The organism is Pseudomonas sp. GL_091 (assembly GCF_057837725.1).
Genome location: NZ_CM174451.1, coordinates 5,891,488 through 5,905,856, shown reverse-complemented (window position 1 = coordinate 5,905,856; position 14,369 = coordinate 5,891,488). Strand labels below are relative to the sequence as shown.

The 14,369-nt window shown below is 60.0% G+C and carries 12 protein-coding genes; 5 read left to right on the top strand and 7 right to left on the bottom strand.

Annotated elements, in window-relative coordinates; genetic code table 11:
* Positions 1-60: 60 nt before the first annotated feature.
* Positions 61-1,416 (bottom strand): imelysin family protein, encoded by a 1,356-nt coding sequence (locus tag AC3ITY_RS26830; protein WP_223543118.1) that lies wholly within the window; start codon positions 1,414-1,416, stop codon positions 61-63.
* 233 nt (positions 1,417-1,649) lie between these two features.
* Positions 1,650-3,701, bottom strand: coding sequence for a putative bifunctional diguanylate cyclase/phosphodiesterase (locus AC3ITY_RS26825; RefSeq protein WP_489306007.1), 2,052 nt, complete (start codon positions 3,699-3,701; stop codon positions 1,650-1,652).
* A 1,228-nt stretch (positions 3,702-4,929) separates the two neighbouring features.
* On the opposite strand from AC3ITY_RS26825, the gene AC3ITY_RS26820 reads away from it, so the two are divergent.
* Positions 4,930-5,193 (top strand): DUF6124 family protein, encoded by a 264-nt coding sequence (locus AC3ITY_RS26820; RefSeq protein ID WP_489311015.1) that lies wholly within the window; start codon positions 4,930-4,932, stop codon positions 5,191-5,193.
* Positions 5,194-5,401: 208 nt separating this feature from the next.
* On the opposite strand, the gene AC3ITY_RS26815 is transcribed toward AC3ITY_RS26820, so the two are convergent.
* The 3 genes from AC3ITY_RS26815 to AC3ITY_RS26805 all read right to left on the bottom strand — a co-directional run bounded on the left by AC3ITY_RS26815 (position 5,402) and on the right by AC3ITY_RS26805 (position 7,173).
* Positions 5,402-5,998 (bottom strand): superoxide dismutase, encoded by a 597-nt coding sequence (locus AC3ITY_RS26815; RefSeq protein ID WP_008022038.1) that lies wholly within the window; start codon positions 5,996-5,998, stop codon positions 5,402-5,404.
* A 164-nt stretch (positions 5,999-6,162) separates the two neighbouring features.
* Positions 6,163-6,765: a LysE/ArgO family amino acid transporter gene (locus AC3ITY_RS26810; RefSeq protein WP_223459631.1), complete on the bottom strand. Its 603-nt coding sequence runs from the start codon at positions 6,763-6,765 to the stop codon at positions 6,163-6,165.
* Positions 6,766-6,771: 6 nt separating this feature from the next.
* Positions 6,772-7,173 (bottom strand): ACT domain-containing protein, encoded by a 402-nt coding sequence (locus AC3ITY_RS26805; RefSeq protein ID WP_223459629.1) that lies wholly within the window; start codon positions 7,171-7,173, stop codon positions 6,772-6,774.
* Between the two features lie 96 nt (positions 7,174-7,269).
* On the opposite strand from AC3ITY_RS26805, the gene AC3ITY_RS26800 reads away from it, so the two are divergent.
* From AC3ITY_RS26800 to AC3ITY_RS26785, 4 genes are all read left to right on the top strand, one after another.
* Positions 7,270-8,169 (top strand): LysR family transcriptional regulator ArgP, encoded by a 900-nt coding sequence (locus tag AC3ITY_RS26800; RefSeq protein ID WP_223459627.1) that lies wholly within the window; start codon positions 7,270-7,272, stop codon positions 8,167-8,169.
* A gap of 96 nt (positions 8,170-8,265) precedes the next feature.
* Entirely contained in the window at positions 8,266-9,258 is a 993-nt protein-coding gene (locus tag AC3ITY_RS26795) for an NAD-dependent epimerase/dehydratase family protein (RefSeq protein WP_489306006.1), read from the top strand.
* A 117-nt stretch (positions 9,259-9,375) separates the two neighbouring features.
* Positions 9,376-10,248 carry an ATPase gene (locus AC3ITY_RS26790; RefSeq protein ID WP_489306004.1) on the top strand — a complete coding sequence of 291 codons (873 nt, stop codon included), beginning with the start codon at positions 9,376-9,378 and terminating at the stop codon, positions 10,246-10,248.
* Between the two features lie 253 nt (positions 10,249-10,501).
* Entirely contained in the window at positions 10,502-11,350 is an 849-nt protein-coding gene (locus AC3ITY_RS26785; protein WP_489306003.1) for a cache domain-containing protein, read from the top strand.
* Between the two features lie 150 nt (positions 11,351-11,500).
* Here the strand turns inward: AC3ITY_RS26785 and AC3ITY_RS26780 are convergent, their stop codons facing one another.
* Both AC3ITY_RS26780 and pobA read right to left on the bottom strand, forming a co-directional pair.
* Positions 11,501-13,018, bottom strand: coding sequence for an MDR family MFS transporter (locus AC3ITY_RS26780; RefSeq protein ID WP_489306001.1), 1,518 nt, complete (start codon positions 13,016-13,018; stop codon positions 11,501-11,503).
* A 78-nt stretch (positions 13,019-13,096) separates the two neighbouring features.
* The gene (pobA, locus tag AC3ITY_RS26775) at positions 13,097-14,281 is read right to left on the bottom strand and encodes a 4-hydroxybenzoate 3-monooxygenase (RefSeq protein WP_489311013.1); all 1,185 of its coding nucleotides are present in this window, start codon (positions 14,279-14,281) and stop codon (positions 13,097-13,099) included.
* Positions 14,282-14,369: the final 88 nt, after the last annotated feature.

Sequence of the window (14,369 nt, the reverse complement as noted above, 5' to 3'; positions counted from 1 at the left end):
TGTAGGGCAGATATGAAAAAGGCGACCCGAAGGTCGCCTTTTTCACTCAGCCAGCGTTGATCAGAACTCGTGATCAGCGTTGTCCGGATTCAGGTCGTTGATGCCCAGTTTACCGGCGGCGGCTTCGATCGAACCGGTCTGCTTGACCAGGGACGCGATGGCGTCACGGACGATCTGGTTGCCCGCGGTGTTGCCGGCAGCGATCAACTGGTCGTAGTGCTCACCCTTGTTGGCGTGGTCGACCATGACCTGGAGCTTGGCTTCGGTGGCGGCCAGGTCGGCTTTCAGCGCGGTGTCGGCAGCCGGGTCGGCCTTGGCCACCAGGGACGACAGGCTGGCGCCGGTCATTTTGGTGCCGTCGACGCGGGTGTATTCGCCCAGGTACACGTTACGAATGCCCTTGGCATCGTAGAAGTGCGAGTTGTGGGTGTTGTCGCTGAAGCAATCCTGTTCGTCTTCCGGGGAGTTGGCTTCCAGGGAAACCTTCATGCGTTCGCCCGCCAGTTCGCCCAGGGACAGGCTGCCCATGCCGAACAGCATTTTGCGCAGGCCGGTTTCAGCCGGTTCTGCTTCCAGGGTGGCGCGGTAGTTGTCGGCCACGTTCGGCTTCCAGTTACCGACCATTTCTTCCAGGTCGCTGACCAGCAGCTGAGTCACAGACTTCAGGTAAGCACGACGACGATCGTTGTGACCGCCGGTAGCGCCTTTGCCTTCCAGGTAGTCCGAAGCCGGACGGTTGCCGGCGCCAGGGCCGGTGCCGTTCAAGTCCTGGCCCCAGAGCAGGAATTCGATGGCGTGGTAGCCGGTGGCGACGTTGGCCTCGGAACCGCCCAGCTCGTTCAGGCTGGCGAGTTTTTCCGGGGTGATGTCTTTGACGTCGACCTTGTCTTCGCCGATCTGCACTTCAGTGTTGGCGATGATGTTGGCAGTGGCACCCGGGTTGCCCAATGCGTGTTCGTAGGATTTGTCGACGTAGTCGATCAGGCCTTCGTCCAGCGGCCAGGAGTTCAGCTGACCTTCCCAGTCGTCAACGATGGTGTTGCCGAAGCGGAACACTTCGCTCTGCAAGTAAGGCACGCGGGCTGCAACCCAGGCAGCCTTGGCGGCTTTGAGGGTGTCGGCGTTCGGCTTGGCGAGGAAGGCGTCTACGGCGGTTTGCAGGGTCTTCGCGGTGGATTCGGCATCGCTGTAAACGGCGAAAACGATGTCGGCGTAATGGGCGACAACGGCTTTGGCAGCGGCTTCGTCGACTTTACCGGCAGCGGCAGGCGCAGCGGCTGGAGCAGCCGGGGCAGCCGCAGTGCTGGCAGCTGGCGCAGGCGCGGCAGCTTTTTCTTGGTCTTTACCTTCGCCACAACCGGCGAGGGAAATAGCGATGGCCAACAGACTGGCGGTAGCCAGAGGCATACGAATCATGGCGAACATCCTGCTTCGATAGGGGTGGAGTCGTGCTATGCACACGCAAAACTGCGACATAATGCAAATCTTTCGCATTATGTGTAAAGGGTTGTACCTGTAAATATTTCTTATTCACTGTAGGAGCGAGCTTGCTCGCGATGGACTTTAACGATGACGCGTTCATTCTGAATGAGCGTGTTGCTCTCAGGTTCATCGCGAGCAAGCTCGCTCCTACAGGAGGGATGTGTTTTTTACAAAATAGCGGCATTGCTGCGTTGGGCCTGCTTGAGGTAAACGCCCAGTTCCCGTGCCGGCAACGGCTTGCTGTAGTGATAGCCCTGACCTTCGTGGCAGCCTTCGGAGATGATGTAGGCCTCTTGCTCGGCGGTTTCCACGCCTTCGGCAATCACCTGCATGCCCAAGCTCTTGCCCAGCTGGATGATGGCGCGAACGATGGTCGCATCGTCGTCGTCATCGAGCAGGTCCTGTACGAAGCTCTTGTCGATCTTGATCTTGTCCAGCGGCAGGCTCTTGAGATAGCTCAAGGACGAATAGCCGGTTCCGAAATCGTCGATGGCGATCAGCGCGCCGGAGCGGCGCAGGCTGAGCAAGTGCTGGGCCGCGGTGCTGATGTCTTCCATCAGGCCGGTTTCGGTGACTTCCAGCTCCAGGCTGCGCGGTGGCAGGCGGTACATCTGCAGCAGGTTGTTGACCACCCGTGGCAGTTCGGCGTGGTGCAATTGAACCGTGGAGAGGTTCACCGCCATGCGCAGGTCGCTGAAGCCTTGGTCATGCCACTCGCGTAATTGTTTACAGGCCTGGTCCAGCACCCACTCGCCGATGGCAATGATGGTGCCATTCTGTTCGGCCAGGGGGATGAACAGGTCCGGCGGCACCATGCCGTGCTCGGGGTGTTGCCAGCGAATCAGGGCTTCGACGCCCACCACGCGGTTGTCGCGGTAGCTGATCTGTGGCTGGTAGACGAGGTAGAACTGATTGCGGATCAACGCATCGCGCAGGTCTTTTTCCAGTTCGCGGCGGCGGCGCATTTCGGTGTCGACGCTGGCGATATAGAACTGATAGCGGTTGCGCGAACGGGTCTTGGCCAGCGTCATGGTCTGCTCGGCCTTTTGCAGCAACTTTTCGGTGCTGTTGCCGTCCTCGGGGAACAGGGTGATGCCGATGGTGGCGCGCAGGCGGATCTCCTGATGGTCGAGGGCAAACGCCGCTTCCAGGTCATCGAGAATGCTTTGCGCCAGCTCGGCGGCTTCGTAGGGCTGCTCGATGTCGGCCTGGACCAGGGCGAACTGGTCGCCACCGAGGCGGGCGAGGGCGCCCAGGCGACCGCTATGACCGCGCAGGCGATCGGCCAGGGCCAGCAACAACTGGTCGCCGGTCTGATAGCTGAACTGCTCGTTGATGCCCTTGAAGTCATCCAGGCCGACACACAACACTGCGACCCGGCGCTGTAATTTGCCGGCGTCGACGAGGATCTTGTCCAGTTGCTGCTGCAACTGCTGCCGGTTCGGCAGCCCCGTCAGGAAATCGTATTGGGACATGCGCAACAGGCTGTTTTCCGCTTCGTGGCGCAGATGGGTATTGCGTTCGATGGATTCGAGCAACTGGTTGGCGGTGTTGATCCAGATGCCCAGTTCGTTGTTCTCGTGCCCCTTGAGCAGCGGAATCTTGTGTTCGCTGGGACGATCCGGATTGATTTCCGTGAGGTGCTCGATGATCCGCGACAGCGGCTTGGTCAGCAGCCAGTGGTAGACCAGATACAACACCAGCCCCATGGCGAGCGCGCGCAGTACGCCGGAGATGAAGATGATCACCGAGCTGACAATGAACCCTTGGCCGTAGGTGGCGGTATCGAGGGTGATGCTCAGGTCGCCGTAATACTCGCTGTAAGGCCCGCGACCGACCAGTTGGGTGGTGAAGGTGCGTTCCTTGCCAAGAATCAGGTCGGTCAGCCAGCGGCTGTGGGAGTGCTGCAACTCGCGGGTTTTTTGCGCGAGCATGGCTTCGTTGGGATGGCCGATGGAGGCCTGGCGCACGGCGGCGTCCTGAAACAGGCCTTCGATCACCTGCATGCCCATTTCCCGGTCCAGGCTGTAGACGGCCTGGGTCGAGGGGTCGCGAAACATGTCGAGGATGCGCTCGGCATCGTTGGCGACGGCTTGGTGTGTTTTATAGGCATCGAACACAATCTGCGCGCAGCTCAAGACCACGCCGACGATCAATGCCGACAGGAGCACGACCCGGAGCAACTTCACCGACAAGCTGTTCTTGAGTTCCAGCTTCAAAGGTTTATTCCTTGTTCCGTGCGGGTGGCATCAAGTTGCCATGAGTATTGGCAATCCCGTAATGGCAGTCAAAGGGACAATCATCCTTGGGGGATTTTGCCTTCAGCTTGGCCGATTTGCAGTTGTCTTGACGAGTTAGCCTATTAGCACTGTGTCGGTTGTCGAGTCCTTCAACTTGAGGGGCGGGCGCGCGGATATTTTCCTTTTGTTGATGTTAGTCGTCCGCGGCGGGGGAGCAAGGCCCGGAAGTCTTGTTTCATCGTCGAAAAATGCCTTGGATTCTGTAGGTTGTTTTGGAGCTTTAACGGAGTACATATCCATTTCTTCGGTAACGGCGGCTTATGGTTTCGCCCTTACGGCGAGTCACTTTTTTTACAAGCGCCTAAAAAAGTAACCCAAAAAACGCTCGCCCCGAACGTACGGCCCCTCGCCTGGGCTCGGGGTTCCTTCGCTCCGGCATTCATCCGGGGGCATCGCCTCCGGTCGGCTTCGCTCGACCTCCTCTCGATGTGTTCGGCTGTGCCGAACGGCGCTGCGCGCCCACCCCCGGATGAACGCCTCCACTCAGCCTGCCGAGGGGGCGGGTGGATCAAGATCAAAAGCTGCAGGCGAGCTAACGCTCGGCCCTGTAGGAGCGAGCTTGCTCGCGATGGACGTCAACGATAACGCGTGCTGCCTGAATGCCCGCGTTGTCCTGGCGTTTTTCGCGAGCAAGCTCGCTCCCACGGGGATCTTCAGTGGCCAGAAGTCCCGACTAAAAACCGGGGGCCCAATGTGAGCGAGCCTGCTCGCGAAGATGGCGGGACAGTCGACATTGCATTTTCAGCCACACCCCAACATATCGTTTCCACACGCCCGCGTGGGAGTGCTGCCAGGGACGCTCCGCGTTACGTTTTTGCGAGATGGCGCGGTGTAGGAAAGCGCCAGAAGTTTCCCACGCAGTTTTCAGGTTGTCCGTCGGAAGCGGGCTGAATAACCTTTGGTGATCGCTGAAATGCTTCAGCGATCGGGCGTGAGAACCCGCAAGAGAGTGTTAATCCAGCGCCAGTACCACCATAATTGCCGCCAGCTTATCCGCTGCCAGCAATGCTTTATGGCGGCTGTGTGCGGGCAGACCTCGGTCTGGCCGGATTGCTCTCTTGCCGGTTTCTCACTCCGCACATAGCTGCCACCTCTTCGCCCGCGTGAGAAACGGCGAGAGATGGCTCCAATCGATAAGGAGCATATTTTGGATAAGTTAATCCCCGATCCCCCCAGCAGCACCAGCAAACCCTACAGCCCCCGCACCATGTTCATGATTGTTCCCGACATGGACACTGAAAGCCTTCTTGCCCACGCCTGTGAATCACTGGCTTCAGCCAATGTCTTGGCGAGTGATTTCGCCACCTACCTGAATGGCCCCCAGCGCAACACAGCGCTGGCCATTTCGCAGATTGTCATGTTGGCGGAGCTGGCGGTGAGTCGCGCGTTGGATAACCTCGATCCGCGGTAGTTGGCAGACTAACCGCGTTATCGTTCTTCGCGAGCAAGCCCGCTCCCACATTTGATCTGTATACGACACGATCCAGTGTGGGAGCGGGCTTGCTCGCGAAGACGGCCGGATAATCGACACGTTTTTCATTGATGTGGCCACTTTTCGGACTTTCCCGAACTCATAAAAAAACCCGGCATAAGCCGGGTTCTTTTGACTGGCGTCGAGCTTAAGCGGTGAAGGTTTTGCCTTCGAACTGCTCAGCCACGAACTTCCAGTTGACCAGGTTCCAGAACGCTTCGACATACTTCGGACGCAGGTTGCGGTAATCGATGTAGTAAGCGTGTTCCCAGACGTCGCAGGTCAGCAGCGGGGTGTCGCCGTTGGTCAGCGGGTTGCCGGCGCCGATGGTGCTGGCCAGGGCCAGGGAACCGTCAGCCTTTTTCACCAGCCAGCCCCAACCGGAACCGAAGGTGCCGATGGACGTCTTGCTGAACTCTTCCTTGAACTTGTCGAACGAACCGAAAGCCGCGTTGATGGCTTCAGCCAGAGCGCCGGTTGGTTGACCGCCGGCGTTTGGCGCCAGGCAGTTCCAGTAGAAAGTGTGGTTCCAGACCTGAGCGGCGTTGTTGAAGATACCGCCCGAGGAAGTCTTGACGATTTCTTCCAGGGTCTTGCCTTCGAACTCGGTGCCTGGCACCAGGTTGTTCAGGTTCACGACGTAGGTGTTGTGGTGCTTGTCGTGGTGGAACTCCAGGGTTTCCTTGGAGATGTGCGGCTGCAGTGCATCGTGTGCGTACGGCAGCGGCGGCAATTCGAAAGCCATGATGATTCTCCTAATCAGGTCAGTTGCGGTGAGCGCAAGGCCGATCACGGGCGGCCAAACAAGCGCCGGGGAGTTTGTACTCTTTGCGGCGCAGGGAGTCGGATCATAGCACCGGGGGGGCGGCATAACCACGCAACAACTGTGTGGAATAGAGGTTCCGCGAATCAGCTGGCCGCGATCAACTGCAGCGCTACGGCAAACATCATCATGGCCACCAACAGATCGAGAATTCGCCAGGTGCTGGGGCGGGCGAGCCACGGTGCCAGCCATGCCGCTCCGAGGGCCAGGGTGAAAAACCACAGCAGCGAGGCGCTGGCCGCACCTACGACATAAGCGCCGGGCTCGGTTTGTTGTGCGCCCAGAGAGCCGATCAGCAACACGGTGTCCAGATAGACGTGCGGGTTGAGCAAGGTCACCGCCAGCGCGCTGAGCATGACCGCCCGCAGCGAGCGTACGGTCTGGCTCTCGCCCTGTTCAAGGCTCTGCTTCGAAAAGGCCCGGCGCAGCGCCTGGCTGCCATACCACAACAGAAACGCTGCGCCGCCCCAACGGGCGATGGCCAGCAGTGTCGGATTTTGTGCCAGTACCGTCGCCAGGCCGAACACCCCGGCTGCTACCAACAGGGCGTCGCAAGTCACGCAGAGTGCTGCCACCGGCAGGTGATGTTCACGCCGCAGGCTTTGCGCCAGGACAAACGCATTCTGGGTGCCGATCGCCATGATCAGGCCGAAGGCCACCAACAGGCCGTTCACATAACTTTGCCACATGATTTTTTACTCCGCGTTGGCTGCCAGATCCCGCAACACTTGCAGGGCACGGTCGGCGTCGGCCTGGCCGACAAACAAATGGTCGTGGTAGTAGCCGGCAATCACGTTGCAGCTGATTCCTGCCTGGCCAAGCGCCGTGGCGAATGCGGCGGTCAGGCCGACCGCTTCGAGGGCCGAATGTACGTTCAAGGTGATCCAGGCGGCGATGTAGTCGAAGCTGAATCCGGCTTTTTCGGCGTGGGAACGTTCGAGGATCACGGTCAGGCCTTCCTGCTCGCGGAAGCTGCCGACAATTTCCAGATCCGTAGGCAACTTGCCGTCGCGCAAAGTGCAGAACACGTATTCGCCCGCGTTGAGTTGTGGGCTCATGCTGCGCAGCAGCGTTGCCAATGAAGTTTCGCCAGCCATGTGGGTGATCCTTGTTCAAGAGTTCTTGCTGGTCATTGTCCTTGTGAAGGCTGTATAAGAAAAACCAATCTTGCTGATCGCTCATTAGGAAAACTGATGTTCGACTATAAATTGCTTTCTGCCCTGGCCGCCGTGGTCGAACAGGCCGGTTTTGAACGGGCGGCCCAGGTGCTGGGCTTGTCGCAATCGGCGATTTCCCAGCGCATCAAGCTGCTGGAAGCACGGGTTGGCCAGCCGGTGCTGGTGCGGGCCACGCCGCCAACGCCGACGGAAATCGGTCGACGGTTGCTTAACCACGTGCAGCAGGTGCGATTGCTTGAACGGGATTTGCAAGGCCTGGTGCCGGCGCTGGATGAAGAGGGCCTGCCGGAACGCCTGCGGATCGCCCTGAACGCCGACAGCCTGGCCACTTGGTGGGCGCAGGCCGTGGGGGCGTTTTGCGCCGAACAGCATCTGTTGATGGATCTGGTGGTCGAAGACCAGACCGTCGGCCTCAAGCGCATGCGCGCCGGTGAAGTGGCGGCCTGCGTCTGCGCCAGCGAGCGTCCGGTGGCGGGTGCGCGCAGCGTGTTGCTGGGGGCCATGCGTTACCGTGCGCTGGCCAGCCCTGCGTTTATTGCCCGGCATTTTCCGCAGGGCGTACGCGCCGATCAGTTGGCCCGAACCCCGGCGCTGGTGTTTGGCCCGGACGATTTCCTGCAGCATCGCTACCTTGCGTCCCTCGGCGTCGAGGGCGGTTTCGAACACCATTTATGCCCGTCCTCCGAAGGATTCATTCGTCTGACGGAAGCTGGGCTCGGCTGGGGTCTGGTCCCGGAACTGCAGGTGCGCGAACAACTGGAAAGGGGCGTATTGCAGGAGTTGCTGCCAGATAAGCCGATCGATGTGCCGCTGTACTGGCATCATTGGCGTAATGGCGGCCAGTTGCTGGGTTTACTCACCGATCAATTGGTACGCGCATCGAAGCAATGGCTGGTGCCCTTGGAGCAGCAGTAAGCGTCAAGCTGCAAGCTGCAAGTGAAGCGCTTGCGGACCGTTTTTAATTTGCAGGGTGCAGCTTGAAGCTCGCCACTGCATTGGTTGGAGCAATTCATGAAGATTCTGGTTACCGGCGCAAGCGGCTTCATTGGCGGGCGCTTTGCGCGTTTTGCCCTGGAGCAGGGCCTGGACGTGCGGGTCAACGGTCGCCGGGCCGAGAGTGTGGAGCATCTGGTACGCCGCGGAGCCGAGTTCATTCAGGGCGACTTGAGCGACCCGGAACTGGCGCGCGAGCTGTGTTCGGACGTCGAGGCCGTGGTGCATTGCGCCGGGGCAGTCGGTTTGTGGGGACGCTATCAGGACTTCCATCAGGGCAACGTCCAGGTCACCGAGAACGTGGTCGAAGCCTGCCTGAAGCAACGGGTTCGGCGGCTGGTGCATTTGTCGTCGCCGTCGATCTACTTCGATGGTCGCGATCATCTGGGCCTGACCGAAGATCAGGTGCCCAAGCGCTTCAAACACCCTTACGCCGCCACCAAGTATCTGGCCGAACAAAAAGTCTTCGGCGCCCAGGAGTTCGGCCTTGAAACCCTGGCCCTGCGTCCGCGTTTCGTCACCGGGGCCGGCGACATGAGCATCTTCCCGCGCCTGTTGAACATGCAGCGCAAGGGGCGCCTGGCAATCATCGGCAACGGTCTGAACAAAGTTGATTTCACCAGCGTGCAAAACCTCAACGAAGCGTTGCTCAGCAGTTTGCTCGCCAGCGGTTCTGCGTTGGGCAAGGCTTACAACATCAGCAACGGCACGCCGATTCCCCTGTGGGACGTGGTCAATTACGTCATGCGCAACATGGAAGTCCCACAGGTAACCCGCTACCGTTCCTACGGCTTGGCCTACAGCGTGGCGGCGCTCAACGAGGGTGTGTGCAAGTTGTGGCCGGGGCGTCCCGAACCGACGCTGTCGCGTCTGGGCATGCAGGTCATGAACAAAAATTTCACCCTGGACATCAGCCGCGCCCGGCATTATCTGGATTACGATCCCAAGGTCAGCCTCTGGACGGCACTCGATGAATTCTGTGGCTGGTGGAAGGCTCAGGCTATTCGATGATGTCAGGACAACGACCCCTTACTGAACCGGAAACGGGACTTCAGGGTCAATGGTTACGGCTGCGGGGTTTATACTGCGCGGCATAAAGCCATCATGTGTTTCACTAAGGTTTATTCAATGTCCATGCGTAACGATGCCAACGACGACTTCGACGATGTACCGAGCCTGCGTGCAGACGTTCTCGATGACGACTTTCCGCCCACTGCCCGCACGGTCGTGCATTCGCGTACGGCACCCGTGGTGAAGGTCAAGGCGGCAAGCACCGGCCCCCTGTGGGCGTTGGTCGGGGCGCTGATCTTTGCGTTCGCGGGCCTGGCCTGGTGGAGCTTCCAGCAGATTTCCCTGATGGAACAGCAACTGGTGGCGACCCAGGAAAGTTTCGCGCGGATCAGTGAGGAAGCGGCAGGGCGTCTGCAGGATATTTCCGGAAAGGTTGTTGCCAGCCAGACCAGCGTCAACACCGACAGCGAGGCCTTGAAACTGCAAATCCGTCAGCTGGAAAGCAAGCTCCAGGACCAGAACGCCCAGCAGCAAGGTGTTGCCGGCCAGGCCTCGGACCTGGACAAGCGACTGGCACAAATGACCGCGCAAACCAGCGAACTGGACAAGCGCCTGGTGCAGTTGACTGCCCAGGGCACCGAACATCAGACGGTCAACACGCAGTTGCAGGCCCAGGTCAAAGCCTTGAGCGCTGAATTGGCCGCCCTGAAAAGTGCCCCGTCGGACTCGGAAAAACTCGATGCACAGCTGAAAAGTCTGGGCGCCGATATTGTCTCGCTGAAAAAGCAAGGCAACCCGAGCGCCGCCATCGAACGTCTTGAGCAAGACATGATCGTGCTCAAGAGTGAGCAGGACAACCGTCCGGCCGCCGCGCAGGGTTCGACCAACACTGCCGAGTTCGATGCCTTCCGCAGTCAGGTCACCCGCAACATCAATACCCTTCAGGCGCAGATCCAGAACCTTCAGCAGCAACTGCGCGCCCGGCAGTAATTGTCAGCGGTGTGAGTATTTGTGGCGAGGGAGCTTGCTCCCGCACGGCTGCGCAGCAGTCGTAAATTGGGCACCGCGGTTTACCTGTGCAATCGCGGTGAATGGATTTGGGGCGGCTGCGCCACCCAGCGGGAGCAAGCTCCCTCGCCACACAAGCCCATCGCACCACAGCACTCCGTGTTTTCCTGAATATCCATGCATCCCCCATTGCCGTCTACGCTCTTGAAACACCACCAGGAACGAGGGATGCGCAATGGGGTTACTGCATAGGTTCGCCTTGCTGTGCGGCATTTTTTTGTTGTGCCTGGGCCAGGTGCAGGCCGCCGGGACGGAAAAGGATGACAGCAAGGCGGCCATCGCCCTGCTGGAAAAAGCCCTGGCTTACTACCACGAGAATGGCGACAAGGCCTTTGCGGCGTTCAGCCGACAGGGTGAGTTTGTCGACAAGGACCGATATGTCTTCGTGCTCGACACCAAGGGCGTGATGCTCGCCAGCGGCGGGCCGTCGTCGGCGCTGATTGGCCGGGACGTCTCGCAAGTGCTTGGGCCGGATTTGCAGAAAACCTTCAAGGACGCCCTGAAAGTACCGGAAGGCAATGGCATTCAGCAGGCGGAATATCGCTGGCAGAACTGGAGCGACGGCAAGGTCGAGCGCAAGCATGTCTACTACCAGCGCATCGGCCAGCGGATTCTGGCGGTCGGTTATTACCTGCCACGAGCCTCCGCCGAACAGGCCATGGCCTTGCTGAATAAAGCGGCAACCGATCTGGCCAAGGACGAAAAGGGCACCCTGACGGCGATCAATTCCCTCAAGGGCGGCTACCTGCAGGATGACCTGTATGTATTTGTCGTCGACCTGGACACCCAGCGTTACGTGGCCCACGGCACCAATCTGCGGCTGATCAATACCGACTTCAGCAAGATCGCGGACCCGGAAGGCAAAGCGGTGGGCGAGCCGATTCTGGCGTTGATGGCCCAGCAGGATGATGGCGAATACGAATACCGCTGGAAAAACCCAGTGACCGGCAAGGTCGAGAACAAACATGCCTACCTGAAAAAGGTCGGGCATTTTCTGGTGGCGGTCGGGTATTACAGCCCTTGATAGCGGGGTATCTGGGATGACGCCTTCGCGATGTAGGAGCGAGCTTGCTCCGGGCGGCGTTCCGACGAAGGTCGTAAACGATAACGCGTAAAACCAGATGCCCAGCAGCACCCTTGGGTTTTTCGCGAGCAAGCTCGCTCCTACAAATATCTAGCGAACCTTGTCCTCGCGCCCGCGCAACAGCATGTTCGGCATGGCAATCGCCGCCGCCAGCCCCAGCAGTGAAACGGCCGCGCTGACCGTCAGCAAATGCCGGAACGTCAGCAACAACTCGGCACGCAAGGCGTTCTGCGCGTCACCCGGTGCGGCGTTCAAACCGTCCAGCAGCACATTCCCCGAGCTGCCTTCGGCAATCAGCGACGAGCCGGCCAGGTGCGCAAAACTCGAGTCCTGCAACAACGCCAACAGCAGCGCCGACATCAGCGCCACACCCACGGCACCACCCAGCGAACGGAACAGATTGGTGGTGCTGGTGGCGACGCCGATGTCCCGCTGCTCCACCGAGTTCTGCGTGCCGACCAATGACGTCGGGAACTGCATGCCGGAGGCAATCCCGCAGAGCAGCATGAACAGGCTGCTTACGACGAACGCCTGCGGCGGGCTGAACGCCATGCCGATTATCGAGACAGGCATCAGCACCGCACCGGCAAGGATCATCGGTTTGTAGCGCCCGGTCACCGAGGTGCGACGGCCGGCGAAATACGCGCCGATCGGCAAGCCCATGGCCAGCGGCAGCAGATGCAGGGCGGCGCTGTCGGCACCGGCACCGGTGACGCTCTGAAAGCGCAGCGGCATCAATACGATCAGCGAGATGGCCTGGAAACTGGTGAAGAAAATCGTGCACCAGCACAGGATCGCATTGCGGTTGGCGAACAGATGCATGGGCAACAACGGTTCCCGTGCCCGCCGTTCGTGGACGACGAACAGCCCCAGCACCAGCACCGCACTAGCCAGCAGCGCCAGCACTTCGGCACTGCGCCACGAATGGCCCTGGCCGACCTGGGTGATGCCCAGCAACAATGCCGTGAGCCCGATGATCATCAGCACGGTGCCCAGGTAATCGATGATCGGTTTGCGTTGCGGAATCGGCAGGCCCACCAGCGTGCGATGGGCCACCAGCCAGGCACCCAGGCCCAGCGGCAGGTTGATCAGGAACACCCAGCGCCAGGACAGGTATTCGGTCATGTAGCCGCCAAGCACCGGGCCGGCCACGCTGGCCACGGCGTACATGCTGCTGAAATAACCCTGGTAACGACCGCGCTCCCGTGGTGGCACGATGTCACCGATGATCGCCTGGCTCACCGAAATCATCCCGCCGGCCCCGATGCCCTGGAGGATCCGCGCCAGCACCAGTTGCTCCATGCTCTGGGCCATGCCGCAGAACACTGATGCGAGGGTGAACAGGCCCATGCCGAACAGCATCAGCTTGCGCCGCCCGTACAGGTCGCCCAGCTTACCGTAGATCGGCACCGCCACGGTCATGGCCACCATGTAGCCGGAAATCACCCAGGCCAGCAGGCTGACGTCCTTGAATTGTGCGGAAATGGCCGGCATCGAAACAGCGACGATGGTCTGGTCCAGCGCGCCGAGGAAGATCGCCAGCATCAGGGCGATCAGCACGCTGCGGATAGCGGGTTTGGGCGTTTCAGGCTGGCGGAGATTGGTCACGGGAAAACCTGCGGGCAGAGATTGTCCCGCAGGAGGCAAGGCGAGCGGGGATGCTAGCCAGTGTAAGTCGGTAGGAAGCTATTCGATAGCCTCATAAGGAAGCCCGACGTAGTTTTCTGCAATGGTTTTTCGACCCGCCTCGGAGCCGACAAAATACTCCAGCTCCGACTCAGCAATGCGCTGGCTAAAGGCATCGTGATCGTCGAAACGGTGCAGCATGGAGGTCATCCACCAGGAGAACCGCTCGGCCTTCCACACCCGACGCAGGCAGATTTCCGAGTACTTCTCCAGCAAATCGAGGCGATCTTCGCGGTAAACCTTGACCAGGATGTTGAACAGCGTACTCACGTCACTGGCCGCCAGGTTCAGGCCCTTGGCGCCGGTGGGTGGGACGATGTGCGCGGCATCGCCGACCAGGAACATGCGCCCGTACTGCATTGGTTCGACCACGAAGCTGCGCAGTGGCGCGATGCTTTTTTCGATGGACGGACCCGTAACCAGTTTGTCCGCCAACGCTTGTGGCAGTCGCGACTTGAGTTCGTCCCAGAAGCGTTGATCCGACCAGTTATCCACATGATCGCTGGTGGGCACTTGCAGGTAATAACGGGTGCGTGTCGGCGAGCGCATGCTGCACAGCGCGAAACCGCGCTCATGGCGGGCGTAGACCAGCTCTTCGTGGACCGGCGGGGTATCGGCCAGGATCCCGAGCCAGCCGAACGGATAGATCCGTTCGAAGACTTTCAGGCTGTCGGCGGGAATCGATTGTCGCGCCACTCCATGGAAGCCGTCGCAACCGGCGATGTAGTCGCAATCGAGACGATACGGTTCGCCGTCCTTCTCAAAAGTGACAAACGCTTCGTCGGTTTTCATACCGTGGGGAACAACGTTTTCTGCTTGATAAATCGTCTGCGCGCCAGCCTCCCGACGAGCGGCCATCAGGTCGCGGGTGACTTCGGTCTGGCCGTAGATCATCACGGTCTTGCCCCCCGTCAGGGCATGCAGATCGATGTGGACCTGGCGTCCGTCGAGGGCCAGTTCGAAGCCGCCATGGACCAGTCCCTCGGCGTCCATGCGCTGACTCACGCCGGCTTGGCGCAACAGCTCTACCATGCCTTGTTCAAGCACGCCGGCGCGGATTCGACCGAGTACATAGTCCGGGGTCTGACGTTCGAGAATGAGGGTGTCGATGCCGGCGTTGTGCAGCAATTGGCCGAGCAACAAGCCAGAAGGGCCGGCGCCGATGATGGCGACTTGGGTTTTCAGCGTTTTCATTGTTTTTATGACTCGCAAGCTTCACGCGACCAGGGCCGGTGAATGATTTTTATGGATCGAGTGCTTGCATTTTTCCCTT

What these genes read in the sequence shown, in the direction of transcription:
- AC3ITY_RS26830 (WP_223543118.1), bottom strand. Translation starts at nt 1,416, where the DNA reads ATGATTCGTATGCCTCTGGCTACCGCCAGTCTGTTGGCCATCGCTATT.
- AC3ITY_RS26815 (WP_008022038.1), bottom strand. Translation starts at nt 5,998, where the DNA reads ATGGCTTTCGAATTGCCGCCGCTGCCGTACGCACACGATGCACTGCAG.
- AC3ITY_RS26810 (WP_223459631.1), bottom strand. Translation starts at nt 6,765, where the DNA reads ATGTGGCAAAGTTATGTGAACGGCCTGTTGGTGGCCTTCGGCCTGATC.
- AC3ITY_RS26805 (WP_223459629.1), bottom strand. Translation starts at nt 7,173, where the DNA reads ATGGCTGGCGAAACTTCATTGGCAACGCTGCTGCGCAGCATGAGCCCA.
- AC3ITY_RS26800 (WP_223459627.1), top strand. Translation starts at nt 7,270, where the DNA reads ATGTTCGACTATAAATTGCTTTCTGCCCTGGCCGCCGTGGTCGAACAG.
- AC3ITY_RS26795 (WP_489306006.1), top strand. Translation starts at nt 8,266, where the DNA reads ATGAAGATTCTGGTTACCGGCGCAAGCGGCTTCATTGGCGGGCGCTTT.
- AC3ITY_RS26790 (WP_489306004.1), top strand. Translation starts at nt 9,376, where the DNA reads ATGTCCATGCGTAACGATGCCAACGACGACTTCGACGATGTACCGAGC.
- AC3ITY_RS26785 (WP_489306003.1), top strand. Translation starts at nt 10,502, where the DNA reads ATGGGGTTACTGCATAGGTTCGCCTTGCTGTGCGGCATTTTTTTGTTG.